This window comes from Actinoplanes sp. NPDC051411 (assembly GCF_040682075.1).
Lineage (GTDB): Bacteria > Actinomycetota > Actinomycetes > Mycobacteriales > Micromonosporaceae > Actinoplanes.
Genome location: NZ_JBFBAD010000032.1, coordinates 59,958 through 82,175, shown reverse-complemented (window position 1 = coordinate 82,175; position 22,218 = coordinate 59,958). Strand labels below are relative to the sequence as shown.

Genomic DNA, 22,218 nt, shown 5'->3' with positions numbered 1-22,218 from the left:
GACACCATCTGATCCCCGTGATCATGTTTGTCTGAACGCTGAATAACGTCAGTTTGCGCGACACGCCCGACCGCGGGGGTCGGACATCGCAGGATCAAGGGTCCTGCGGGCATGCGAGGGCCACCGCTTTCGCACGTAGCGGCATCGAGAGAAGGAAACAGAAGCCACCATGGCGGGACAGAAGATCCGCATCCGGCTGAAGGCCTACGACCACGAGGTCGTCGACTCCTCGGCGCGGAAGATCGTTGAGACGGTCACGCGTACCGGGGCACAGGTTGCAGGCCCGGTGCCGCTGCCCACGGAGATCAACCGTTTCTGCGTGATCCGTTCGCCGCACAAGTACAAGGACTCGCGCGAGCACTTCGAGATGCGCACGCACAAGCGGCTGATCGACATCATCGACCCGACTCCGAAGACGGTCGACTCGCTCATGCGCCTCGACCTGCCGGCTGGCGTCGACATCGAGATCAAGCTGTAGGGATCCGGACTAATGGACAGGCAAGTTAAGGGCATCCTGGGCGCCAAGCTCGGCATGACCCAGGTCTGGGACAACAACAAGGTCGTCCCCGTGACCGTGGTGCAGGCCGGCCCGTGCGTCGTGACCCAGGTCCGCACGGACAACAAGGACGGCTACTCGGCGGTTCAGCTGGCGTTCGGTGCGATCGACCCGCGCAAGGTCAACAAGCCGAAGAGCGGGCAGTTCGCCAAGGCCGGCGTTTCGCCGCGCCGCCACCTGGTTGAGCTGCGCACCACCGACGCCGAGTCGTACGAGCTCGGCCAAGAGGTCACCGTCGAGACGTTCGCGGCGGGTACGCCGATCGACGTCACCGGAAAGACCAAGGGCAAGGGCTACGCCGGCGTCATGAAGCGGCACGGCTTCCACGGTCTCAAGAGCAGCCACGGTGTCGAGCGCAAGCACCGCTCACCCGGCTCGATCGGCGCCTGCGCCACCCCGGGCCGCGTGTTCAAGGGCGTGCGGATGGCCGGCCGGATGGGCAGCCAGCGCTTCACCGCCCAGAACCTCACGGTGCAGGCGGTCGACGCCGAGAACAACCTGATCCTCGTGCGGGGCGCGGTTCCCGGCCCCAAGGGTGGGCTCATCCTGCTCCGTACCGCGGCTAAGAAGGGCGGTGCCAAGTGAGCTCGGTTGACGTGCTCAACGCCGAGGGCGCCAAGGCCGGCTCGGTCGAGCTGCCCGGCGACATCTTCGACGTGCAGGCCAACATCCCGCTGATGCACCAGGTCGTCGTGGCGCAGCTGGCCGCGGCCCGCCAGGGTACGGCGAAGGCCAAGAACCGCGGCGAGGTCGCCGGCGGCGGCAAGAAGCCGTACAAGCAGAAGGGCACCGGTCGCGCCCGCCAGGGCTCGATCCGCGCGCCGCAGTTCACCGGCGGTGGCGTCGTGCACGGTCCCGTGCCCCGCGACTACAGCCAGCGGACCCCCAAGAAGATGAAGGTCGCCGCCCTGCGTGGCGCTCTCTCCGACCGGGCCCGCGACGAGCGGGTGCACGTGATCGAGGCGTTCGTCAGCGGCGACAAGCCGTCGACCAAGGCCGCGATCGCCACCCTGCGCAAGGTGACCGAGTCGAGGAAGGTCCTGGTCGTCCTCAGCAGCACCGACGAGTTGAACTGGCTCTCGCTGCGCAACGAGGCGTCCGTGCACCTGATCGAGTCCGGTCAGCTCAACACGTACGACGTGCTGGTCGCCGACGACGTGGTCTTCACCAAGGACGCGCTCGACGAATTCCTGGGCGTGCCGGCGGCCGCTGAGGAGGGGAACAAGTGACTACCATCGCCGACCCGCGTGACGTGATCGTCGCGCCGGTGGTCTCCGAGAAGAGCTACAGCGTTCTCGACCAGAACTGGTACACGTTCCTCGTCCACCCGGACGCGAACAAGACCCAGATCAAGATCGCGATCCAGCAGATCTTCGATGTCCGCGTGCTGACGGTGAACACCGCGAACCGCGAGGGCAAGCGCAAGCGGACCAAGACGGGCTTCGGCCGTCGCAAGGCGACCAAGCGCGCGATGGTCAAGCTGGCTGACGGTGACCGTATCGAGGCCTTCGGCGGCCCGGTCAGCTAAGGGGTGTAAATCATGGCTATCCGTAAGTACAAGCCGACCACGCCGGGCCGTCGTGGCTCCAGCGTCGCCGACTTCGCCGAGATCACCCGGTCGACGCCGGAGAAGTCTCTGCTGGTTCCGCTGCCCAAGAAGGGCGGCCGCAACGTCCACGGCCGGATCACCACCCGGCACCAGGGCGGCGGCCACAAGCGGCAGTACCGGCTGATCGACTTCAAGCGGGTCGACAAGGACGGCGTGCCGGCCAAGGTCGCGCACATCGAGTACGACCCGAACCGCACCTCCCGCATCGCGCTGCTGCACTACGCCGACGGCGAGAAGCGCTACATCCTCGCGCCGAAGGACCTGAGCCAGGGCGACACCGTGGAGTCGGGTCCGGGCGCGGACATCAAGCCGGGGAACAACCTTCCCCTGCGCAACATCCCGGTCGGTACGACGGTCCACGGTGTGGAGCTTCGTCCCGGCGGTGGCGCCAAAATGGCCCGCTCGGCCGGTGTCGGTATCCAGCTGCTCGGCCGTGAGGGCGCGTACGCCACGCTGCGTATGCCCTCCGGTGAGATCCGCCGGGTCGACATCCGCTGCCGCGCGACGGTCGGCGAGATCGGCAATGCCGAACAGTCGAACATCAACTGGGGCAAGGCCGGCCGCATGCGTTGGAAGGGCAAGCGCCCGACCGTCCGTGGTGTCGCCATGAACCCGATCGACCACCCGCACGGTGGTGGTGAGGGTAAGACCTCTGGTGGTCGCCACCCGGTCAACCCGGCTGGTAAGCCGGAGGGTCGTACCCGCCGCAAGGGCCAGGAGAGCGACAAGCTGATCGTTCGCCGCCGCTACGCCACCCGCAAGCGCGGGTAACGGGAGTAGAAGAAGATGCCTCGCAGCCTGAAGAAGGGCCCGTTCGTCGACGACCACCTGTTCAAGAAGGTGGAAGTCCAGAACGACAAGAACTCGAAGAACGTCATCAAGACCTGGTCGCGGCGCTCGACGATCATCCCCGAAATGCTGGGGCACACGATCGCGGTGCACGACGGGCGCAAGCACGTCCCGGTGTTCATCACCGAGGCCATGGTCGGGCACAAGCTCGGGGAGTTCGCTCTGACCCGCACGTTCAAGGGTCACGAGAAGGACGACCGCAAGAGCCGTCGTCGCTAGTCAGTCCACGGACAAGAAAGGGGTCACAGCGATGCCAGTAAAGAACGATGCACCGGCGCTTCCGGGCAGTCGTGCGGTTGCGAAGCACGTCCGCATCTCGCCGAACAAGGCACGCCGTGTGGTCAACCTCGTCCGCGGACTGCCCGCGAAGGAGGCTCTGACAGTCCTGCAGTTCGCGCCGCAGGCGGCGAGCGAGCAGGTCTACAAGGTGCTCGCGAGCGCTATCGCGAACGCGGAGAACAACGAGCGGCTGGATCCCGACGCACTCCTCGTCAGCGAGGCGTTCGTCGACGAGGGTCCGACTCTCAAGCGCTTCCGTCCGCGGGCGCAGGGCCGGGCGTACCGGATCCGCAAGCGCACCTGCCACATCACGATCGCCGTCGAGGCGGTCCAGGTCGCCCGGCCGGCCAAGAAGGCCGCGGCGGCGAAGAAGGCAGCGCCCGCGAAAACGAGCGCCGCCACTGCTCAGAATTCAGGGGCAGAGCCCGAGACCACGGAGGAGTCCGAGTAATGGGCCAGAAAGTTCACCCCACCGGATTCCGCCTCGGTATCTCCACCGACTGGAAGAGCCGCTGGTTCGCGGACAAGCTCTACAAGGACTACATCGGCGAGGACGTCAAGATCCGCCGCATGATGTCCAAGGGCCTCGAGCGCGCCGGCATCTCCAAGGTGGACATCGAGCGCACCCGTGACCGGGTCCGCGTGGACATCCACACCGCCCGGCCGGGCATCGTCATCGGCCGTAAGGGCGCCGAGGCCGACCGCATCCGCGGCGAGCTCGAGAAGCTGACCGGCAAGCAGGTCCAGCTCAACATCCTCGAGGTGAAGAGCCCGGAGTCGGACGCACAGCTCGTGGCGCAGGGCGTCGCCGAGCAGCTGTCCTCCCGGGTCAGCTTCCGCCGGGCGATGCGCAAGGCCATGCAGTCGGCGATGAAGAACCCGATCTGCAAGGGCATCCGGGTGCAGGTCTCCGGCCGCCTCGGCGGCGCGGAGATGAGCCGTACGGAGTTCTACCGCGAGGGTCGCGTTCCGCTGCACACCCTGCGCGCCAACATCGAGTACGGCTTCTTCGAGGCCCGTACCACGTTCGGCCGCATCGGTGTGAAGGTCTGGATCTACAAGGGCGACGCCGTGCCGGGTCGCGAGGTCGCCCCCGAGGCGCCCGCGCGTCCGCGCCGTGACCGCTCGGACCGTCCGGATCGTCCGCGCCGTACCCGTTCGGGCTCGTCGGGCACCACCGCCGGCGGCACCGAGGCCGGCCGTGCCGCTCAGGCGGCGCAGTCCGAGCCCGCGCCCGCGCAGAACGAGACTGCCGCTGCTCCGGCCGCGGCCGAAACGCAGCAGGAGGGCTGACCCATGCTGATCCCGCGTAAGCCCCCGAAGGGCTTCCGCAAGCCGCACCACCCGGACCGCCACGGCGCGTCCAAGGGCGGCAACCGGGTCGTCTTCGGCGAGTTCGGTATCCAGGCGCTGGAGCCCGCGTACGTGACCAACCGGCAGATCGAGTCGGCCCGTATCGCGATGACCCGCCACATCAAGCGTGGCGGCAAGGTCTGGATCTCGGTCTTCCCCGACCAGGCCCTGACCAAGAAGCCGGCCGAAACCCGCATGGGTTCCGGTAAGGGTTCTCCCGAGTGGTGGGTGGCGAACGTCAAGCCGGGACGCATTCTCTTCGAGATGTCGTTCCCGAACGAGACGATCGCGCGTGAGGCGATGCGCCGCGCGATCCACAAGCTCCCGATGAAGTGCCGCATCGTTACACGCGAATTGGGTGAAAGCTGATGGCGGCGGGCGTGAAAGCGGCCGAGCTCCGGGAACTCTCTGAAGAGGACCTGGTGGCCCGGCTTCGGGAGGCCAAGGGCGAGCTCTTCAACCTGCGGGTGCAGGGTGCGACCGGCCAGCTCGACAACCACCGGCGGCTTCAGGTCGTCCGCAAGGACATCGCGAAGATCTACACGATCATGCGTGAGCGCGAGCTGGGGCTCTCGGTTGCGCCGGATGAGGTGACTGCATGAGCGAGAACAGCACTGCTGCTCCCCGTGCCCAGCGCAAGGTGCGCGAGGGGCTCGTGGTCGGCGACAAGATGGACAAGACCGTCGTAGTCGAGGTCGAGGACCGCGTCAAGCACGCGCTCTACGGCAAGGTGCTGCGTCGCACGCGCAAGCTTTACGTGCACGACGAGCAGAACGCGTGCGGTATCGGCGACCGGGTTTCCCTGATGGAGACCCGTCCGCTCTCCGCCACCAAGCGGTGGCGGATCGTGGAGATCCTCGAAAAGGCCAAGTGAGAGTGCGCTGGGCCGGCCCCCGGTCGGCCCAGCGGACCTTCGTTCCGCCAAGCTTCGGACGCCATCCAGCCGAAACCAGAACTTCGGCAAGAGGGCGCCCGGAGAACTGGCAGACATAGGAGACCCCAGTGATCCAGCAGGAGTCGCGACTTCGTGTCGCTGACAACACGGGTGCGCGCGAGATCCTGTGCATCCGCGTACTCGGCGGCTCCGGTCGTCGTTACGCGAGCATCGGTGACGTCATCGTCGCCACGGTCAAGGACGCCATTCCGGGCGCGGGTGTGAAGAAGGGTGACGTCGTCAAGGCGGTCATCGTGCGCACCAGCAAGGAACGGCGTCGGCCGGACGGCTCGTACATCCGCTTCGACGAGAATGCCGCCGTCATCATCCGCGACGGTGGCGACCCCCGCGGTACCCGCATCTTCGGCCCGGTCGGGCGCGAGCTGCGCGACAAGCGGTTCATGAAGATCATCAGCCTGGCGCCGGAGGTGCTCTGACCGTGAAGATCAAGAAGGGCGACACGGTCGTCGTCATCGCCGGCAAGGACAAGGGTGCCAAGGGCAAGGTCATCGCGGCCTACCCACGGCAGGACAAGCTCCTGGTCGAGGGCGTCAACCGCGTCAAGAGGCATGAACGCATCCGTACCACCCAGCGTGGTTCGAAGACCGGTGGCATCGTGACCCAGGAAGCCCCCATCCACATCTCGAACGTGCAGATCGTGGACGACCAGGGCAAGCCGACGCGGATCGGCTACCGGATCGACGACAACGGCCAGAAGGTCCGCATCGCGCGTACGACCGGTAAGGAACTCTGATGACTGCCGCTACCGAAACCAAGACGCTGCCCCGTCTGAAGCAGAAGTACCGTGCCGAGGTCATCGGCGCGCTTCAGGAGCAGTACAAGTACGGCAACCCCATGCAGGTTCCCGGCCTCGTGAAGGTCGTCGTGAACATGGGTGTGGGCGAGGCCGCCCGCGACGCCAAGCTGATCGACGGTGCCGTGCGGGATCTGACCACGATCACCGGCCAGAAGCCGCTGGTCCGCCGGGCCACCAAGTCCATCGCGCAGTTCAAGCTGCGTGAGGGCATGCCGATCGGCGCGAAGGTCACCCTCCGCAACGACCGGATGTGGGAGTTCCTGGACCGGCTGCTGTCGATCGCGCTGCCGCGTATCCGCGACTTCCGCGGTCTCGACGGGCGCAAGCTCGACGGCCACGGCAACTACACGTTCGGCCTGACCGAGCAGTCGGTGTTCCACGAGATCGACCAGGACCGGATCGATCGCACGCGGGGCATGGACATCACGGTGGTCACGACCGCCACGACCGACGACGAGGGCCGGGCGCTGCTCAAGCTCCTGGGCTTCCCGTTCAAGGAGAACTGAGAATGGCTAAGAAGGCGCTGATCATCAAGGCGGCCGCGAAGCCGAAGTTCGCCGTACGGGCGTACACCCGCTGCCAGAAGTGCGGTCGCCCGCACTCGGTCTACCGCAAGTTCGGCCTGTGCCGGGTTTGTGTGCGGGACATGGCCCACCGTGGTGAGCTGCCCGGCGTGTCCAAGGCCTCCTGGTAACCCCGACTTGTATTACCGCTTCGCCGTAGGCCCGGTCGAACCGGGAACCCCGGCGAGAAAGGTTGACGAATACCCATGACGATGACGGACCCGATCGCAGACATGCTTACGCGTCTGCGAAACGCCAACCAGGCGTACCACGACAAGGTGACCATGCCCTTCTCGAAGATCAAGGCGAACATCGCCGAGGTCCTCAAGGCCGAGGGCTACATCGCTTCCTGGTCGGCCGAGGAGCCCGAGGAAGGCGCCGTCGGCAGGCGTCTGGTCGTAGAGCTCAAGTACGGCCAGAGCCGCGAGCGCAGCCTCGCCGGCATCAAGCGCGTCTCGAAGCCCGGTCTTCGGGTGTACGCCAAGGCCGACGAGCTCCCGCGTGTGCTCGGTGGCCTGGGCGTCGCGATCATTTCGACGTCCCAGGGGCTGCTGACCGACAAGCAGGCCCGCAAGCGGAGCGTTGGCGGGGAAGTCCTCGCCTTCGTCTGGTAACTGGAGACTTTGACATGTCGCGAATCGGACGTAAGTCGATCCCGGTCCCGGCCGGCGTCGATGTCACCATCACGGGGCAGACCGTCAAGGTCAAGGGCCCCAAGGGCGAGCTCTCGCACACCGTCGCCGAACCGATCACGGTCGAGCGGGACGGCACCGAGCTGCACGTCAACCGTCCCAATGACGAGCGCAAGGCCAAGGAGCTGCACGGCCTTTCTCGTACCCTGGTCGCCAACATGATCGTCGGCGTCACCGAGGGCTACAAGAAGACCCTGGAGATCAACGGCACTGGCTACCGCGTGGCCGCGAAGGGCAAGGACCTGGAGTTCGCTCTGGGCTTCTCGCACCCGGTCAACGTGGTTCCGCCGGCGGGCATCACCTTCTCGGTGGAGCGCCCGACGCAGTTCACCGTCGCCGGGATCGACAAGCAGCTGGTCGGCGAGGTCGCCGCCAACATCCGGAAGATCCGTCCGCCGGAGCCCTACAAGGGCAAGGGCGTGAAGTACCAGGGCGAGGTCATCCGCCGCAAGGCTGGAAAGGCAGGTAAGAAGTGACCGCCACGCTGCTCAAGCGCCGCAATGGCGCCGGTGTCGCCGCCGCGCGTGCCGTCGGCAAGGCGCGTCGGCACTTCCGGGTCCGCAAGAACGTCCGCGGTTCCGCCGAGCGTCCCCGCCTGGTCGTCACCCGGTCTTCGCGGCACATCACCGCGCAGATCATCGACGACCTCAAGGGCCACACGCTGGCCTCGGCGTCCACGCTCGACGCGTCCATCCGGGGCGGCGAGGGCGACAAGAGCGCCCTGGCCACCAAGGTCGGCGCGCTGCTCGCGGAGCGGGCCAAGGCCGCGGGCATTTCCAAGGTCGTCTTCGACCGCGGTGGCAACAAGTACGCCGGGCGGATCGCCGCGCTGGCGTCGGCGGCCCGCGAAGCCGGACTCGAGTTCTAGGAGGAATTGACCAATGCCTGGTCAGCAGCGCCGAGGCGGCGGGTCCGGCGGTAACACCGAGGGTGGCAACCGCCGGGACAACCGCCGCGAGGGCGGCCGCGGCAACGCGCCCGTCGACAAGACCCCGCATCTCGAGCGGGTCGTCGCGATCAACCGCGTCGCCAAGGTCGTCAAGGGTGGTCGTCGCTTCAGCTTCACCGCCCTGGTGATCGTCGGCGACGGTGACGGCACCGTCGGTATCGGCTACGGAAAGGCCAAGGAGGTGCCCGCGGCCATCGCCAAGGGCGTCGAGGAGGCCAAGAAGCACTTCTTCAAGGTTCCGCGGATCGGTGCGACCATCCCGCACCCGATCACCGGTGAGGCGGCCGCGGGTGTCGTGCTGCTCAAGCCGGCCTCCGCCGGTACCGGCGTCATCGCCGGTGGCCCGGTGCGTGCCGTGCTCGAGTGCGCGGGCATCCACGACGTGCTCTCGAAGAGCCTCGGCTCGTCGAACCCGATCAACATCGTGCACGCGACGGTGGCCGCGCTGAAGGGCCTCGAGTCGCCGGAGCAGGTCGCGAGCCGTCGTGGTCTGCCTGTCGAGGACGTGGCGCCGGCGGCCATGCTGGCAGCGCGTGCGGAAGCGGCGGTGCACTGATGGCACGCTTGAAGGTCACCCAGGTCCGGTCCGGTATCGGCCGCAAGCAGAACCAGCGGGACTCCCTGCGGTCGCTCGGCCTGAAGCGGATCAACGATGTGGTGGTCAAGGAGGACCGCCCCGAGATTCGGGGCATGATCTTCGCCGTGAACCACCTCGTGAGTGTTGAGGAGGTCGAGTAATGGCGATCAAGGTCCACCACCTGCGCCCGGCGCCCGGTGCCAAGACGGCGAAGACCCGCGTGGGTCGCGGTGAGGGCTCCAAGGGCAAGACCGCCGGTCGCGGTACCAAGGGCACCAAGGCGCGTTACCAGGTTCCGGCCCGGTTCGAGGGTGGGCAGATGCCCATCCACATGCGCCTGCCGAAGCTCAAGGGCTTCAAGAACAAGAACAAGGTCGTCTTCCAGGTCGTGAACCTGGACCGGCTCGCCGAGCTGTTCCCGAACGGCGGCGAGGTCGGCCCGGCCGAACTGGTCGAGGCCGGTGCGGTCCGCAAGGGCCACCTGGTCAAGGTCCTCGGCTCGGGCGAGCTCGAGGGTGTGTCGCTGACCGTCTCGGCGCACGCCTTCAGCGGGTCGGCCAAGGAGAAGATCGCGGCAGCCGGCGGTTCCGCCACCGAGCTGTGATACGTGGGGGTGCTCGCCCGGGCGATGAGAAACGCGTCGCCTGGGCAGCATCCCCTTTGTGGCGTCTGACCAGCCGTTCCTCGGGCCGGGTGGGCGCCTACCCGCAGTGGTGGCTACCGTGACTCACTGCGGCGCTCCAAGACTGTTAGAGTCCGTTCCCAGCTAGGAATATCGGCCTTCCGGCCGATGCCTTTCCCCCACCCGCCGGATCCGGCGGCTTCCGCGCAGGAGGAAGAAGTTGCTCTCCGCCTTTACCAGTGCGTTCCGGACGCCTGACCTGCGCAAGAAACTGCTGTTCACGGTCGCGATCATCGCGCTGTACCGGTTGGGCGCCACCATGCCCAGTCCGGGGGTGTCTTACACCAACGTGCAGGCGTGTCTCAAGGTGGTCAACTCCACCGACTCCGGCGGTCAAGTTCTGAACCTGCTCAACCTCTTCTCCGGCGGTGCGCTGCTGCACCTGTCGGTCTTCGCACTCGGCATCATGCCGTACATCACGGCATCGATCATCCTGCAGCTGCTGACCGTGGTGATTCCCCGCCTCGAGCAGCTCCGCAAGGAGGGCCAGTCCGGCCAGGCGAAGATCACGCAGTACACCCGCTACCTGACGCTCGGCCTGGCGATCCTGCAGTCCTCGGCGTTCGTCGCCCTCGCCCGCACCGGACAGCTGTTCGGCAACGCGTGTGACCAGAGCGACCCCAAGATGCAGATCGTCCCCACCAACACGGGCCTGCCGTCCTGGCTGACACTCACCGTCCTGGTGCTGACGATGACCGCCGGCACCGGCGTGGTGATGTGGCTCGGCGAGTTGATCACCGACCGCGGCGTCGGCAACGGCATGTCCGTGCTGATCTTCACCTCGATCTCGGCCCGCCTTCCCGGTGAGGGCTGGACGATCAAGGAGTCGAGCGGCTGGGGCAAGTTCGGCCTCGTCATCATCCTGGTGCTGCTCATCATCTGCGCGGTGGTCTTCATCGAGCAGGCTCAGCGTCGCATCCCGGTGCAGTACGCGAAGCGCATGATCGGCCGCCGGATGTACGGAGGCACCTCGACCTACATCCCGCTGAAGGTCAACCAGGCCGGTGTCGTCCCGGTGATCTTCGCATCCTCGCTCCTCTACCTGCCGCAGCTCTACCTGCAGTTCTTCGACAAGAACAACCTCAAGGGCTACCAGGTCTGGATCGAGAAGTGGCTCGCCGACCCCACGAGCTACCTGTACATCAGCATCTACTTCGTGCTGATCATCTTCTTCACGTACTTCTACGTCTCGATCACGTTCAACCCGACCGAGGTCGCGGACAACATGAAGAAGTACGGTGGTTTCGTGCCGGGTATCCGCCCGGGCAAGCCGACCGCCGACTACCTGGACTTCATCCTCAGCCGGATCACCCTGCCGGGCGCGCTCTACCTCGGCCTGATCTCGGTGCTGCCGAACTTCTTCTTCATCTGGCTGAATCAGCAGCAGTACCAGAACTTCCCGTTCGGTGGTACCGCGGTGCTGATCATGGTGGGTGTCGGCCTGGAGACGGTGAAGCAGATCGAGAGCCAGCTGATGCAGCGCAACTATGAAGGGTTCCTCCGGTAGTGGCGGCGCGGAGCCGGGGGGCTCATGCGTCGGGCGTTTCTCGTTCTCACCGAAGCGAGGCGATGTAGGTGCGGCTGGTACTGGTGGGCCCCCCGGGGGCCGGCAAGGGGACCCAGGCTGAGTTCATCGCCGCCCACCTCGCCGTACCGAAGATCTCGACCGGGGACATCTTCCGGGCCAACGTGTCGCAGGGCACGCCGCTGGGTGTCGAGGCCAAGCGCTACATGGACGCCGGCCAGCTGGTTCCCGACGAGGTCACCATCAACATGGTCCGGGACCGGCTCGCCGAGCCCGACGCGGGCGACGGCTTCCTGCTGGACGGTTTCCCGAGGACCGTCCCGCAGGCGTCGGCGCTCGACAAGCTCCTGGCCGACCTCGGCACCGCGCTCGATCTGGTGATGGAGCTCGTGGTCGACGACGACGAGGTCATCCGGCGGCTCTCGGGCCGCCGGACCTGTCGCGGTTGCGGCAAGATCTGGCACGTCGAGTTCGACCCGACCAGCAAGGACAACATCTGCGACCGCTGCGGCTCGGAACTGTTCCAGCGGGACGACGACAAGGCCGAGACCATCGCCAACCGCCTCGTGGAGTACGCGGACAAGACCGCGCCACTGGTGGACTTCTTCGGCGCCCAGGGCAAGCTCGTAGGCATCGACGCGACCGGTCCGGTCGAGGACGTCACCGTGCGCGCTATCGACGCCCTGCGGTCCTACGGGGGCTGACCATGCGCCGCCCCCAGCTGGACATTCAGCTGAAAACTTCCGAGCAGATCGAACTGATGCGCGGCGCCGGCCTGGTCGTCGCCGCCGCGCTGGCCGCGATGCGGGAGGCCGTCGCTCCCGGCGTCTCCACCGCCGACCTCGACGAGATCGCCGAAAAGGTCATCCGCGACGCGGGCGCGATCCCGTCGTTCAAGGGCTACCACGGCTTCCCGGCCTCGATCTGCGCCTCGGTCAACGAGCAGGTCGTGCACGGCATCCCAAGCGCCGACCAGGTCCTCGCCGAAGGCGACCTCCTCTCCCTCGACTGCGGTGCCATCCTGCACGGCTGGCACGGCGACTCGGCGATCACAGTCGGCGTGGGGGAGACCGACCCGGCGCTGCTGCGCATGGCCGAGGTGGCCGAGGACGCGATGTGGGCCGGGATCGCGGCCGCCGCCCGTGGCGCCGCCAACGGCCGGGGCCGGCTGACCGACATCTCGTTCAACGTCGAGAAGGCGGTCCGCAAGGGGGGCCGTTACGGCATCGTCGACGGCTACGGCGGGCACGGCATCGGCACCGAGATGCACCAGGACCCGCACGTGCTCAACCACGGCAAGCCGGGCAAGGGCCCGAGGCTGGTGCCCGGCCTGTGCCTGGCCATCGAGCCGATGATCACCATGGGTTCGCCGCGCACCAGCGAGCTGGACGACGGATGGACCGTGGTGACCCGCGACCGGTCGAGGGCGGCCCACGTGGAGCACACCATCGCGCTCGTCGAGGACGGGGTGTGGGTCACCACCGCCGTCGACGGGGGCCGCGCGCGGCTGGGCGACCTCGTGACGGCGCGGCAGTCGTAACAACCCGGGATCGCCACTGCGGCGCTGGGCTGGCATGCTGGGAAGCATGGGGCGCGAGGGAATGCGGGCCGGCGACAGCGATCGCAAGGCAGTGGCGGATCAGCTCAAGACGGCTCTCGACGAGGGCCGCCTCGACCTGAGTGAGTACGACGAGCGACTGCAGAGGACGTACGCCGCGAAGACCTTCGCCGATCTGGACGGGCTGCTCGACGACCTGCCGGGCACCGTGCCGCCGCAGCAGTCCCAGGTGCAGCCGGCCGCGCCGGTCGCCTCCCCGGTCGCGCCGGGGCCCGGGCACTCCATCGGCGGCCAGTGGGCCCGCTGGACGGGGCCCTACGGCGGAGCCTTCCTGGTCTGCGTGCTGATCTGGGCGGTCACCAGCCTGAGCGCCGGCCACCTCGTCTACTTCTGGCCGGTCTGGATGCTGATTCCGATCGTCCTCGGCGTCGGCGGCCAGTGGTTCGGCTACAACCACGGCCACGCCGAGCGGGATGAGCGTCGTGCGGCGTACCGGGCGGCCCGCGACGAGCGCCGGTCCCGCCGCCGCGGTTACTGAAACGCGGGGCTGCGATGGCGGAGGAGATGCGCCGGGACCAGATGCGGGCGTCCGATGCCGACCGGGAGCGGGTGGTCGAGCGCCTGCGGGACGCTTTGAACGAGGGCCGGCTCGACCTCGGCGAATACGACGAGCGCATGCAGCAGGCGTACGCCGCCAAGACCTATGGCGACCTCGACGGTCTCCTGACCGACCTGCCGGTGGGTCAGCCCCCGGTCCCGGCCGCCGCCGCGGTGGAGCCCAAGCCGAAGAACCCGACCGCCGAGTGGATCTTCCATCAGTGGCAGAGCTGGGTGCCGGCCGCGGTGGTCCTGACCGCGATCTGGGCGATCAGCGGATTCGGCGACTACTGGCCGGGCTGGATCATCGGCATCTGGGCCGCGGCCCTGCTCTGGCGGACTATCAACGGGTTGATGACAGGCGCGCCACGGCGCGAGGTCGAGGAGCGCGCGGCCCGGGAGCTCAGGGAGCGCGAGGAGAAGGAGCGGCGGGCGCTGGAGAACGAGCGGCGGACTCAGCAGGCGTTCCCGCCTAAGGCGAAAAAGACCGACATGTCCGGTTCTTCGGGAGGCGACACACCCGACCTCGGGTAACGGCGACCTCGGTTTGGTGTCGTTGCTGGGGCGCGCGTACACTGGCTAGCTGGCGCGCAGCGTCCACTCTTGCATGTCCTCAGCGCTTCGAGGTTTGCGGGAGCCGCGGCTGGTCCGAGCCCTCATACCTTTGAGGATCGGGTAAGACACTGCACGAGCGCTAGCCCCAACCCCGATGTCAGGTAGCGGAGGACATGCCAAAGAAAGACGGAGCCATCGAGATCGAGGGCCGAGTGATCGAGCCCCTGCCGAACGCCATGTTCCGCGTGGAGCTCGCGAATGGTCACAAGGTACTGGCTCACATCTCCGGCAAGATGCGGCAGCACTACATCCGCATCCTTCCCGAGGACCGGGTCGTCGTCGAGCTCTCGCCGTACGACCTGACCCGTGGACGCATCGTCTACCGCTACAAGTAGTAGGGGACGCGGGGTATTACGTCCCGTTCCGACTGAGAGTTAAGGCAAACCGTGAAGGTCAAGCCGAGCGTCAAGCGGATCTGCAACAACTGCCGGGTCATCCGGCGGCACGGCCGCGTCATGGTCATCTGCAAGACCGACGCGCGCCACAAGCAGCGCCAGGGCTGAGTCCCGGGTTCGCTGGCCAGATCCGGCACCACGAACAAGCTTCTCCCGGCCACCTCTGGTGGCCACACCCCCGGTCGGAGGCCGGGGCCCGTCCGGGCAGACGGGATGGGAGCGGCACAGACCTCCGAAATGACTGAGGAGTACGCCCACTTATGGCTCGACTCGTCGGAGTGGATCTCCCCCGCGACAAGCGGATGGAGATCGCACTCACCTACATCTTCGGGATCGGCCGGACCCGCTCGGTGGAAGCACTGGCAGCGACCGGTATCGGCCTGGACAAGCGCTCGAAGGACCTCACGGAAGAGGAGCTGGTTCAGCTCCGCGACTACATCGAGGCCAATTTCAAGGTTGAGGGTGACCTTCGCCGCGAGGTCGCCGCGGATATCCGCCGCAAGGTGGAGATCGGGGCTTACCAGGGCATCCGCCACCGCCGGGGTCTTCCCGTTCGTGGCCAGCGGACCCGTACCAACGCTCGTACCCGCAAGGGCCCGAAGCGCACGGTCGCCGGTAAGAAGAAGCCCGGTCGGAAGTAATAGGAGCGCACTGACTTATGCCACCGAAGGCACGCGCAGGGGCCGCAGTCAAGAAGGTCCGGCGCAAGGAACGCAAGAACGTCGCCCACGGGCAGGCGCACATCAAGAGCACCTTCAACAACACCATCGTGTCGATCACCGACCCGACCGGTGCGGTCATCTCCTGGGCCTCGTCCGGCCAGGTGGGTTTCAAGGGCTCCCGCAAGTCGACCCCGTTCGCCGCGCAGCTGGCCGCCGAGGCCGCCGCTCGCCGGGCGATGGAGCACGGCATGCGCAAGGTCGACGTGTTCGTCAAGGGCCCCGGTTCCGGCCGGGAGACCGCCATCCGTTCGCTGCAGGCCGCGGGCCTCGAGGTCGGCCAGATCGCCGACGTCACCCCGCAGCCGCACAACGGTTGCCGTCCGCCTAAGCGTCGTCGGGTCTGAGGGAGATCTAGGAACAATGGCTCGTTATACAGGTGCGGACTGCAAGCGCTGCCGCCGCGAGAAGATGAAGCTGTTCCTCAAGGGCAGCAAGTGCGACGGGCCGAAGTGCCCGTTCGAGTCGCGTCCCTTCCCGCCCGGCCAGCACGGCCGTGGTCGCACGAAGGAGACGGAATACCTGCTTCAGCACCGCGAGAAGCAGAAGGCCCGCCGCGTCTACGGCGTGCTGGAGAAGCAGTTCCACACGTACTACGAGGAGGCTGTCACCAAGCCGGGCAAGACCGGCGAGGTGCTGCTGCAGATCCTCGAGTCGCGTCTCGACAACGTCGTCTACCGGGCCGGCCTCGCGCAGTCCCGGGACATGGCCCGGCAGCTGGTCAAGCACGGCCACTTCCTGGTCAACGGCCACAAGGTCGACATCCCGTCGTACCGGGTCAAGGAGCACGACATCGTCACGACCCGCGAGAAGTCGAAGGAGATGACTCCCTTCGTCGTCTCGCAGGCCCAGGCCGGTTCGCGGCCCGTGCCGGCGTGGCTCGAGACCATCCCGAGCGAGATGAAGATCCTCGTGCACTCGCTCCCGGCCCGCAGTGTCATCGACACCCAGGTCCAGGAGCAGCTGATCGTCGAGCTCTACTCCAAGTAGAGCTCCCGGGTGCCGGCCAAGTCCGGCCGGCACCCGAAAGACGGCCGTCATATAGCGGATGGCCTGACAGAAAGAAGAACAGCGTGCTCATCAGCCAGCGGCCGACTCTCACGGAGGAGTCGCTCAGCGAGACCCGCTCCCGGTTCACCATCGAGCCTCTGGAGCCGGGCTTCGGCTACACCCTCGGCAACTCGCTCCGGCGGACCCTGCTGTCGTCCATCCCGGGCGCGGCGGTCACCAGCATCAAGATCGACGGCGTCCTGCACGAGTTCACCACGATCCCCGGTGTCAAGGAGGACGTGGTCGAGCTGGTCATGAACGTCAAGGAGCTCACCACCAGCTCCGAGCACGACGAGCCGGTCAGCATGTACCTGCGCAAGCAGGGCCCGGGCGACGTCACCGCCGGTGACATCCAGCCCCCGGCCGGCGTCTCCGTGCACAACCCCGACCTGAAGCTGGCCACGCTCAACAGCAAGGGCCGGCTCGACATGGAGCTCACCGTCGAGCGGGGCCGTGGCTACGTCACGGCGGCGCAGAACAAGACCGCCGGTGCCGAGATCGGCCGGATCCCGGTCGACTCGATCTACTCGCCGGTCATGAAGGTGACCTACCGCGTCGAGGCGACCCGTGTCGAGCAGCGCACCGACTTCGACCGTCTGATCATCGACGTCGAGTCGAAGGCGTCCATCTCGCCGCGGACCGCGCTGGCGTCGGCCGGCTCGACCCTGGTCGAGCTCTTCGGCCTGTGCCGCGAGCTCGACGAGACCGCCGAGGGCATCGACATCGGACCGTCCCCGCAGGACGCCCAGCTCGCCGCCGATCTGGCCCTGCCGATCGAGGAGCTGGACCTCACCGTCCGGTCCTACAACTGCCTCAAGCGCGAGGGCATCAACAGCGTCGGTGAGCTGATCGGGCGCACCGAGGCCGACCTCCTCGATATAAGGAATTTCGGTCAGAAGTCGATCGACGAGGTCAAGATGAAGCTCGCCGGAATGGGCCTGGGCCTGAAGGACAGCGCGCCGTCCTTCGACCCGGCGCACGTCGTGGACTCGTTCGGCGACGTGGACTACGACACCGACGACTACCGCGAGACCGAGCAGCTCTAAGAGCGACCGGTCAGCCGTATAACAAGGAGCATCGCAATGCCCACGCCCACCAAGGGTCCCCGCCTCGGCGGCAGCCCGGCGCACGAGAAGCTCATCCTGGCCAACCTGGCCACCGAGCTTTTCCGGCACGGGAAGATCAAGACCACCGAGACGAAGGCCCGGCGCCTGCGTCCGCTGGCTGAGCAGCTCATCACCAAGGCCAAGCGCGGTGACCTGCACGCCCGCCGCCGGGTGATGACCGTTGTGCGGGACAAGGACGTCGTGTACGACCTGTTCGCCAACATCGCTCCGCGGTACGGCAACCGGCCGGGTGGCTACACCCGGATCACCAAGACCGGCCCCCGCAAGGGTGACGCCGCTCCGATGGCCGTCATCGAGCTGGTCGAGGAGCTGCAGGTCGTGGCCACCACGGCGCCGGCCAAGAAGGCCGCGCGCAAGGCGGCCGCGCAGCAGGCCAAGGTCGAGGCGCTCGCTCCCGACGAGGAGACCCCGGCCGCCGCGCCGGTCGCCTCGGCGGAGCCGGTGGCAGACGATGTCGTCGCCGACAACGTTGTTCCGGACGATGTCGTCGCGGACGACGCCGAGGCGAAGACCGAGGACGACAAGGCCTGATCACGGGCTGAGCTCTACCGGGTCCGGCACTCTTTCGGGGGTGCCGGGCCCTTTTTCGTACGGGTCGGGATCGGTCCCGCCACGACGACCCCGCGCCGTCGTGGGTCACGGCCGAAGAGGGGACTTTCGCGTGAGCGACACCATCCGCTTGCGACTGGACGTGTCGTACGACGGTGCCGACTTCTCGGGGTGGGCGGTGCAGCCGTCACGGCGTACGGTCGCCGGGGTTCTGACCGCGGCCCTGGGCCGTCTCGTCGGCCCGGACCACCCCCTGGGTCTGACCGTCGCCGGCCGCACCGACGCCGGCGTGCACGCGACCGGCCAGGTCTGCCACGTCGACCTGCCGGCCGAGGCGTGGACCGCGCTGGAGGGCTCGCTGCTGCGCCGGCTGGCCGCGCTGATGCCGCCGGATGCCCGCGTGCGGCGCGTGACCGAGGTGCCGGACACCTTCGACGCCCGCTTCTCGGCCACCTTCCGCCGGTACGAGTACCGCGTCGCCGACACGCCGTGGGGGCCCGAGCCGCTGCGCCGCCATGACACGCTCGGCTGGATGCGGCCGCTCGACCTGGACTGGCTGAACGCGGCCGCGGCCGGGCTGGTCGGGGAGAACGACTACGCGGCGTACTGCAAGCGCAAGGAGCACGCGACCACGGTCCGCGCGATCACCCGGCTGGACTGGCGCCGCGACCCGGACGGGATCTGCGTGGCGACCGTGCAGGCCGACGCGTTCTGCCAGTCGATGGTGCGCAGCCTGGTCGGCGCGATGCTCTCGGTCGGGGACGGCCGGCGCGACCCGTCGTGGCCGCGGACCCTGCTCACGCTGCGCGAACGTTCGAGTGAGGTGACCGTGGCCCCGGCGCACGGGCTGACCCTGATCGCGGTCGGCTATCCGGCCGAGACGGAGTATGCGTCGCGCGCCGACACCACGCGGCGGCTGCGGGCCTGACCGGCTTCAGTTCTGGCTGCGGCGGGTGAGAACGCCGGCGTCGAGGTAGCCGTCGACCAGGTCGGCGGTGATGCGGGCGGCGTTCGGGTCGTCGTTGAGGACCACGGCGCCGCCGGGGCGGGTGATGACGCAATAGAGCAGGTAGTGGCCGCGGGCGTGCCAGCCGACCTGGGCGGCGGTGGGGGTGGCCGGGTCGCTGCCCGGCTCGGCCGCCATCGCGGCGAAGCTGCCGTCGCCGGTTTCGACCAGGCGCCGCAGCTCAGCGTCCAGCGCGCTCGCGCCGGCCGCGTCGGCCAGGTTGAACAGGCCCGCGGTGACCAGATAGTCGCCGTAGGGTGCGGTCAGGGACGCCCGGACCACCTGGGAGCAGCCGCGGCCGGACAGCAGGGCGCCCAGGGTGCCGGTGGTGGCGATGCCGCACTGGCTGTCGACGTGGGTCATCGTCACCTGGTAGGCCGAGGTGACGCCGGGCGGGCGCACCTCGGCCGGGTCGGGGAAGACTTCCTGCAGGGTGAGCGGGGCGGGGTCGGCGGCCCGTGACCCCAGCACGTCGAAAGCGGACGCGGTGGCGGGGGAGTCGTCGCGGCGCTCGTCGGCGACGATGAAGAAGGCGATCAGGCCGAACACGGACGCCACGATCAGGGTGGCCAGGGCCTTGGTCAGGGCCTGGGCGGCCCACTGCGGGCTGACCGGCAGGACGGCGGTGCGGGGCAGGGCCAGCACGCCCGAGCCGGTGACGGCGAGCGGGCGGGACCGGAAGCGGGGGGCGACCCGCTGCCGGTGCCGGGCGGCGACCCTTGCATCTCCGCCGACCCTCGTATCTCCGGCGGCCCGGCGGTGGCCGGCCGCGTGCAGTGAGTGGAAGGTGCGTGAAGGGGTGCCGTGGAGCATGCATTCACGCTAGAAGCGCACGGTGATCTATGAACGCACAGAGTGTGCGGCACCCCCGGGGTATGGCCGGTCGTTGCGCGGCGGCAGACTTGACCGGTGACCGCGGACCACTACTTCAGCGCCGAGCCCACCGCACCCGCCCACCGGGGCGAGATCGAGTTCAGCGTCGCCGGGCGGGACTACCGGCTCGCGACGGCCTCGGGAGTGTTCTCGGGCGGACGCCTTGACCCGGGCACGGCCGTACTCCTGAAGAAGGGTGACCTGCCGACCGCCGCGACCACCGGGGTCTTTCTGGATCTCGGGTGTGGTTATGGGCCGATCGCGGCCGTCCTGGCCGAGGAGGCGCCGCAGGCGCTGGTGTACGCGATCGACGTGAACTCCCGGGCGCGGGAGCTGACGGTCGAGAACGCGGCGTCGCTGGGCCTGGCCGAGCGGATCCGGGTGTCCGAGCCGGACGCCGTGCCGGCCGGGGTGACGTTCGACCAGATCTGGAGCAATCCGCCGACCCACGTCGGGAAGGCCGAGTTGCACGCGGTGCTGGACCGCTGGCTGCCGCGGCTCGCGCCGGACGGTGTCGCCTGGCTGGTCATCAACCGGCATCTGGGCGGCGACTCGCTGCACGCCTGGCTGGTCGAGCGCGACTGGCTGGTCGAGCGGATGGCCAGCCAGAAGGGTTACCGCGTGCTGCGCGTGACCCGGAAAACCGACTGACCGCGAGGGCATCGACCAGGCAGGATGCAGGCCATGGGTTACGTGGATGTCGCCGGCGTGGGCTATGTGCTGCCCGATGGGCGCGAGTTGCTGGCCGATGTGGCGTTCCGGGTCGGCGAGGGGGCCAAGGTCGCGCTGGTCGGTCCGAACGGGGCCGGCAAGACCACGTTGCTGCGCATGGTCGCCGGTGACCTGCCGGTGCCGGTCGGTGCGGTCGCGCGCTCCGGCGGCCTCGGCGTGATGCGCCAGTTCATCGGCATGATCGGCGACGATCGCACGCTGTCCGACCTGGCGCTCTCGCTGATGGCGCCCGCCCTGCGCTCGGCCGGTGAGCGCGTCGCGGCCGCTCTCGGGGCGCTCGACGAATCGGAGCGCAGCCAGATCGCGTACGCGAACGCGCTCACCCACTGGGGTGAGGTCGGCGGATATGACACCGAGGTGTTGTTCGACACCGTCGCCGTGGCCATTCTGGACAAGCCGTGGGACGAGGTTCGCGACCGTCCGGTGCGGACCCTCTCGGGTGGCCAGCAGAAACGGTTCGCCCTCGACCTGCTGCTGCGCGGCGACGACGAGGTGCTGCTGCTCGACGAGCCCGACAACTTCCTCGACGTGCCGGCTAAGCGCTGGCTGGAGGAGCGGCTGCGCGAGTCGCCCAAGTCGGTCCTCTACGTCTCGCACGATCGCGAGCTGCTGGCCCGCACCGCCGACCGCGTGGTCACCGTCGAGGGCGGCAGCGCCTGGACGCATCCGGGCGGGTTCGCCTCCTGGCACGAGGCTCGGGTGCACCGCCACGAGCGGCTGGAGGAGAACCGCAAGCGGTGGGACGAGGAGCACCAGAAGCTGCGCGAGCTGATGCTGATGTACAAGCAGAAGGCGGCGTACAACTCCGACATGGCGTCGCGCTATCAGTCGGCGCAGACGCGGTTGCGCAAGTTCGAGGAGGCCGGGCCGCCGCCGCTGCCGCCCAAGGATCAGTCGGTGCGGATGGACCTGCGCGGTGGGCGTACGGCTAAACGGGCCGTGATCTGCACGGACCTGGAGATGGAAGATCTGACCTTCCCGTTCGATCTCGAGATCTGGTACGGCGACCGGGTCGCCGTGCTCGGGGCCAACGGCACCGGGAAGTCGCACTTCCTGCGGCTGCTGGCGGCCGGTGGAAGCAGCCCCGACGTCGAGAACCAGCCGGTCGACGGCGCGCCGCTGGCCCGGGTGAAGCACAACGGCGTCGCTCGACTCGGCGCGCGGGTGCGGCCGGGGCACTTCTCGCAGACCCATGACCGGCCCGAGTTGCTCGGCCGGACGCTGGTCGAGATCCTGTGGCGGGGTGACGAACATCGCGCCGGACGCGACCGGGCCGGGGCGATGAAGGCGCTCAACCGCTACGAGTTGGCCGGACAGGGCGACCAGAAGTTCGGCACGCTCTCGGGCGGGCAGCAGGCGCGGTTCCTGGTGCTGCTGCTCGAGCTGTCCGGGGCGACGTTGCTGCTGCTCGACGAGCCGACCGACAACCTCGACCTGGCCTCGGCGGAGGCGCTCGAGGAAGGCCTGACGGCCTTTGACGGCACGGTCATCGCGGTCACCCATGACCGCTGGTTCACCCGGTCCTTCGACCGGTTCGTGCTCTTCCAGAGCGACGGAGAGGTGATCGAGACACCACAGCCGGTTTGGGACGTGCGCTAGTTTTTCGTTCCCG

37 protein-coding genes are annotated in these 22,218 nt (G+C 68.1%); 36 read left to right on the top strand and 1 reads right to left on the bottom strand.

What is annotated here, in order from left to right; genetic code table 11:
- The first annotated feature begins 169 nt into the window (after positions 1-169).
- The 34 genes from rpsJ to truA all read left to right on the top strand — a co-directional run bounded on the left by rpsJ (position 170) and on the right by truA (position 18,923).
- Positions 170-478 (top strand): 30S ribosomal protein S10, encoded by a 309-nt coding sequence (gene rpsJ / locus AB0M88_RS19690; protein ID WP_007073037.1) that lies wholly within the window; start codon positions 170-172, stop codon positions 476-478.
- Between the two features lie 12 nt (positions 479-490).
- Entirely contained in the window at positions 491-1,141 is a 651-nt protein-coding gene (rplC, locus tag AB0M88_RS19685; RefSeq protein WP_364103712.1) for a 50S ribosomal protein L3, read from the top strand.
- Positions 1,138-1,785, top strand: a complete 648-nt coding sequence (gene rplD, locus AB0M88_RS19680; protein ID WP_364103709.1) for a 50S ribosomal protein L4 — start codon at positions 1,138-1,140, stop codon at positions 1,783-1,785. Before rplC ends, rplD begins: the two co-directional genes overlap by 4 nt.
- Positions 1,782-2,084: a 50S ribosomal protein L23 gene (gene rplW, locus AB0M88_RS19675; RefSeq protein WP_364103706.1), complete on the top strand. Its 303-nt coding sequence runs from the start codon at positions 1,782-1,784 to the stop codon at positions 2,082-2,084. Before rplD ends, rplW begins: the two co-directional genes overlap by 4 nt.
- A 12-nt stretch (positions 2,085-2,096) precedes the next feature.
- A complete protein-coding gene (gene rplB / locus AB0M88_RS19670) occupies positions 2,097-2,936 on the top strand; it encodes a 50S ribosomal protein L2 (RefSeq protein ID WP_364103703.1) in 840 nt (279 codons plus the stop codon).
- 15 nt (positions 2,937-2,951) lie between these two features.
- Positions 2,952-3,233 carry a 30S ribosomal protein S19 gene (gene rpsS / locus AB0M88_RS19665; RefSeq protein ID WP_364103700.1) on the top strand — a complete coding sequence of 94 codons (282 nt, stop codon included), beginning with the start codon at positions 2,952-2,954 and terminating at the stop codon, positions 3,231-3,233.
- A 31-nt stretch (positions 3,234-3,264) separates the two neighbouring features.
- Complete coding sequence (rplV, locus tag AB0M88_RS19660) at positions 3,265-3,744, top strand: 50S ribosomal protein L22 (protein ID WP_364103697.1); 480 nt, start codon at positions 3,265-3,267, stop codon at positions 3,742-3,744.
- Positions 3,744-4,586, top strand: coding sequence for a 30S ribosomal protein S3 (gene rpsC, locus AB0M88_RS19655; protein WP_364103694.1), 843 nt, complete (start codon positions 3,744-3,746; stop codon positions 4,584-4,586). Before rplV ends, rpsC begins: the two co-directional genes overlap by 1 nt.
- Positions 4,587-4,589: 3 nt before the next feature.
- Positions 4,590-5,015 (top strand): 50S ribosomal protein L16, encoded by a 426-nt coding sequence (gene rplP / locus AB0M88_RS19650; RefSeq protein WP_364103691.1) that lies wholly within the window; start codon positions 4,590-4,592, stop codon positions 5,013-5,015.
- A complete protein-coding gene (gene rpmC, locus AB0M88_RS19645; RefSeq protein ID WP_364103688.1) occupies positions 5,015-5,248 on the top strand; it encodes a 50S ribosomal protein L29 in 234 nt (77 codons plus the stop codon). Before rplP ends, rpmC begins: the two co-directional genes overlap by 1 nt.
- A complete protein-coding gene (rpsQ, locus tag AB0M88_RS19640; RefSeq protein ID WP_364103685.1) occupies positions 5,245-5,520 on the top strand; it encodes a 30S ribosomal protein S17 in 276 nt (91 codons plus the stop codon). Before rpmC ends, rpsQ begins: the two co-directional genes overlap by 4 nt.
- A 128-nt stretch (positions 5,521-5,648) precedes the next feature.
- Positions 5,649-6,017: a 50S ribosomal protein L14 gene (gene rplN, locus AB0M88_RS19635; RefSeq protein WP_364103682.1), complete on the top strand. Its 369-nt coding sequence runs from the start codon at positions 5,649-5,651 to the stop codon at positions 6,015-6,017.
- Entirely contained in the window at positions 6,014-6,334 is a 321-nt protein-coding gene (gene rplX / locus AB0M88_RS19630) for a 50S ribosomal protein L24 (RefSeq protein ID WP_364103736.1), read from the top strand. The genes rplN and rplX overlap by 4 nt, the downstream gene beginning before the upstream one ends.
- Positions 6,334-6,903, top strand: a complete 570-nt coding sequence (rplE, locus tag AB0M88_RS19625; RefSeq protein WP_364103679.1) for a 50S ribosomal protein L5 — start codon at positions 6,334-6,336, stop codon at positions 6,901-6,903. Before rplX ends, rplE begins: the two co-directional genes overlap by 1 nt.
- Before the next feature lie 2 nt (positions 6,904-6,905).
- Positions 6,906-7,091 (top strand): type Z 30S ribosomal protein S14, encoded by a 186-nt coding sequence (locus AB0M88_RS19620; protein ID WP_014440734.1) that lies wholly within the window; start codon positions 6,906-6,908, stop codon positions 7,089-7,091.
- A 75-nt stretch (positions 7,092-7,166) separates the two neighbouring features.
- The gene (gene rpsH, locus AB0M88_RS19615; RefSeq protein WP_364103677.1) at positions 7,167-7,574 is read left to right on the top strand and encodes a 30S ribosomal protein S8; all 408 of its coding nucleotides are present in this window, start codon (positions 7,167-7,169) and stop codon (positions 7,572-7,574) included.
- 14 nt (positions 7,575-7,588) lie between these two features.
- Positions 7,589-8,128 carry a 50S ribosomal protein L6 gene (rplF, locus tag AB0M88_RS19610; RefSeq protein ID WP_364103674.1) on the top strand — a complete coding sequence of 180 codons (540 nt, stop codon included), beginning with the start codon at positions 7,589-7,591 and terminating at the stop codon, positions 8,126-8,128.
- An 8-nt stretch (positions 8,129-8,136) separates the two neighbouring features.
- Positions 8,137-8,520, top strand: a complete 384-nt coding sequence (rplR, locus tag AB0M88_RS19605; RefSeq protein ID WP_364103733.1) for a 50S ribosomal protein L18 — start codon at positions 8,137-8,139, stop codon at positions 8,518-8,520.
- A gap of 13 nt (positions 8,521-8,533) precedes the next feature.
- Positions 8,534-9,157, top strand: coding sequence for a 30S ribosomal protein S5 (rpsE, locus tag AB0M88_RS19600; RefSeq protein WP_360245554.1), 624 nt, complete (start codon positions 8,534-8,536; stop codon positions 9,155-9,157).
- Positions 9,157-9,339: a 50S ribosomal protein L30 gene (rpmD, locus tag AB0M88_RS19595; RefSeq protein ID WP_014440739.1), complete on the top strand. Its 183-nt coding sequence runs from the start codon at positions 9,157-9,159 to the stop codon at positions 9,337-9,339. The genes rpsE and rpmD overlap by 1 nt, the downstream gene beginning before the upstream one ends.
- Positions 9,339-9,782: a 50S ribosomal protein L15 gene (gene rplO, locus AB0M88_RS19590; protein ID WP_364103670.1), complete on the top strand. Its 444-nt coding sequence runs from the start codon at positions 9,339-9,341 to the stop codon at positions 9,780-9,782. Before rpmD ends, rplO begins: the two co-directional genes overlap by 1 nt.
- Positions 9,783-10,020: 238 nt before the next feature.
- The gene (gene secY, locus AB0M88_RS19585; protein WP_364103667.1) at positions 10,021-11,367 is read left to right on the top strand and encodes a preprotein translocase subunit SecY; all 1,347 of its coding nucleotides are present in this window, start codon (positions 10,021-10,023) and stop codon (positions 11,365-11,367) included.
- A gap of 68 nt (positions 11,368-11,435) precedes the next feature.
- The gene (locus tag AB0M88_RS19580) at positions 11,436-12,089 is read left to right on the top strand and encodes an adenylate kinase (RefSeq protein ID WP_364103664.1); all 654 of its coding nucleotides are present in this window, start codon (positions 11,436-11,438) and stop codon (positions 12,087-12,089) included.
- 2 nt (positions 12,090-12,091) lie between these two features.
- Complete coding sequence (map, locus tag AB0M88_RS19575) at positions 12,092-12,925, top strand: type I methionyl aminopeptidase (RefSeq protein WP_364103661.1); 834 nt, start codon at positions 12,092-12,094, stop codon at positions 12,923-12,925.
- A gap of 46 nt (positions 12,926-12,971) precedes the next feature.
- Positions 12,972-13,481: a DUF1707 domain-containing protein gene (locus tag AB0M88_RS19570; RefSeq protein WP_364103658.1), complete on the top strand. Its 510-nt coding sequence runs from the start codon at positions 12,972-12,974 to the stop codon at positions 13,479-13,481.
- 14 nt (positions 13,482-13,495) lie between these two features.
- On the top strand, positions 13,496-14,074 hold the full coding sequence (locus AB0M88_RS19565) for a DUF1707 domain-containing protein (RefSeq protein ID WP_364103655.1): 579 nt from the start codon (positions 13,496-13,498) through the stop codon (positions 14,072-14,074).
- A 194-nt stretch (positions 14,075-14,268) separates the two neighbouring features.
- Positions 14,269-14,490 carry a translation initiation factor IF-1 gene (gene infA / locus AB0M88_RS19560; RefSeq protein WP_007073013.1) on the top strand — a complete coding sequence of 74 codons (222 nt, stop codon included), beginning with the start codon at positions 14,269-14,271 and terminating at the stop codon, positions 14,488-14,490.
- 51 nt (positions 14,491-14,541) lie between these two features.
- Positions 14,542-14,658, top strand: coding sequence for a 50S ribosomal protein L36 (rpmJ, locus tag AB0M88_RS19555; RefSeq protein ID WP_015619018.1), 117 nt, complete (start codon positions 14,542-14,544; stop codon positions 14,656-14,658).
- A gap of 152 nt (positions 14,659-14,810) precedes the next feature.
- A complete protein-coding gene (rpsM, locus tag AB0M88_RS19550) occupies positions 14,811-15,191 on the top strand; it encodes a 30S ribosomal protein S13 (protein ID WP_364103650.1) in 381 nt (126 codons plus the stop codon).
- 17 nt (positions 15,192-15,208) lie between these two features.
- Positions 15,209-15,616: a 30S ribosomal protein S11 gene (gene rpsK / locus AB0M88_RS19545; RefSeq protein ID WP_020513613.1), complete on the top strand. Its 408-nt coding sequence runs from the start codon at positions 15,209-15,211 to the stop codon at positions 15,614-15,616.
- 16 nt (positions 15,617-15,632) lie between these two features.
- Complete coding sequence (gene rpsD, locus AB0M88_RS19540; RefSeq protein WP_364103646.1) at positions 15,633-16,259, top strand: 30S ribosomal protein S4; 627 nt, start codon at positions 15,633-15,635, stop codon at positions 16,257-16,259.
- Positions 16,260-16,342: 83 nt separating this feature from the next.
- On the top strand, positions 16,343-17,365 hold the full coding sequence (locus tag AB0M88_RS19535; protein WP_364103643.1) for a DNA-directed RNA polymerase subunit alpha: 1,023 nt from the start codon (positions 16,343-16,345) through the stop codon (positions 17,363-17,365).
- Positions 17,366-17,401: 36 nt separating this feature from the next.
- Positions 17,402-17,977 (top strand): 50S ribosomal protein L17, encoded by a 576-nt coding sequence (rplQ, locus tag AB0M88_RS19530; RefSeq protein ID WP_364103640.1) that lies wholly within the window; start codon positions 17,402-17,404, stop codon positions 17,975-17,977.
- Positions 17,978-18,107: 130 nt separating this feature from the next.
- The gene (gene truA / locus AB0M88_RS19525) at positions 18,108-18,923 is read left to right on the top strand and encodes a tRNA pseudouridine(38-40) synthase TruA (RefSeq protein WP_364103636.1); all 816 of its coding nucleotides are present in this window, start codon (positions 18,108-18,110) and stop codon (positions 18,921-18,923) included.
- A gap of 6 nt (positions 18,924-18,929) precedes the next feature.
- On the opposite strand, the gene AB0M88_RS19520 is transcribed toward truA, so the two are convergent.
- Complete coding sequence (locus AB0M88_RS19520; RefSeq protein ID WP_364103633.1) at positions 18,930-19,814, bottom strand: hypothetical protein; 885 nt, start codon at positions 19,812-19,814, stop codon at positions 18,930-18,932.
- 96 nt (positions 19,815-19,910) lie between these two features.
- Here AB0M88_RS19520 and AB0M88_RS19515 point away from each other — a divergent pair, with 96 nt between their 5' ends.
- Together AB0M88_RS19515 and AB0M88_RS19510 are read left to right on the top strand one after the other, a co-directional pair.
- Positions 19,911-20,525, top strand: coding sequence for a methyltransferase (locus AB0M88_RS19515; protein ID WP_364103631.1), 615 nt, complete (start codon positions 19,911-19,913; stop codon positions 20,523-20,525).
- Positions 20,526-20,558: 33 nt separating this feature from the next.
- Entirely contained in the window at positions 20,559-22,205 is a 1,647-nt protein-coding gene (locus AB0M88_RS19510; RefSeq protein ID WP_364103628.1) for an ATP-binding cassette domain-containing protein, read from the top strand.
- The last annotated feature ends 13 nt before the right edge of the window (positions 22,206-22,218 follow it).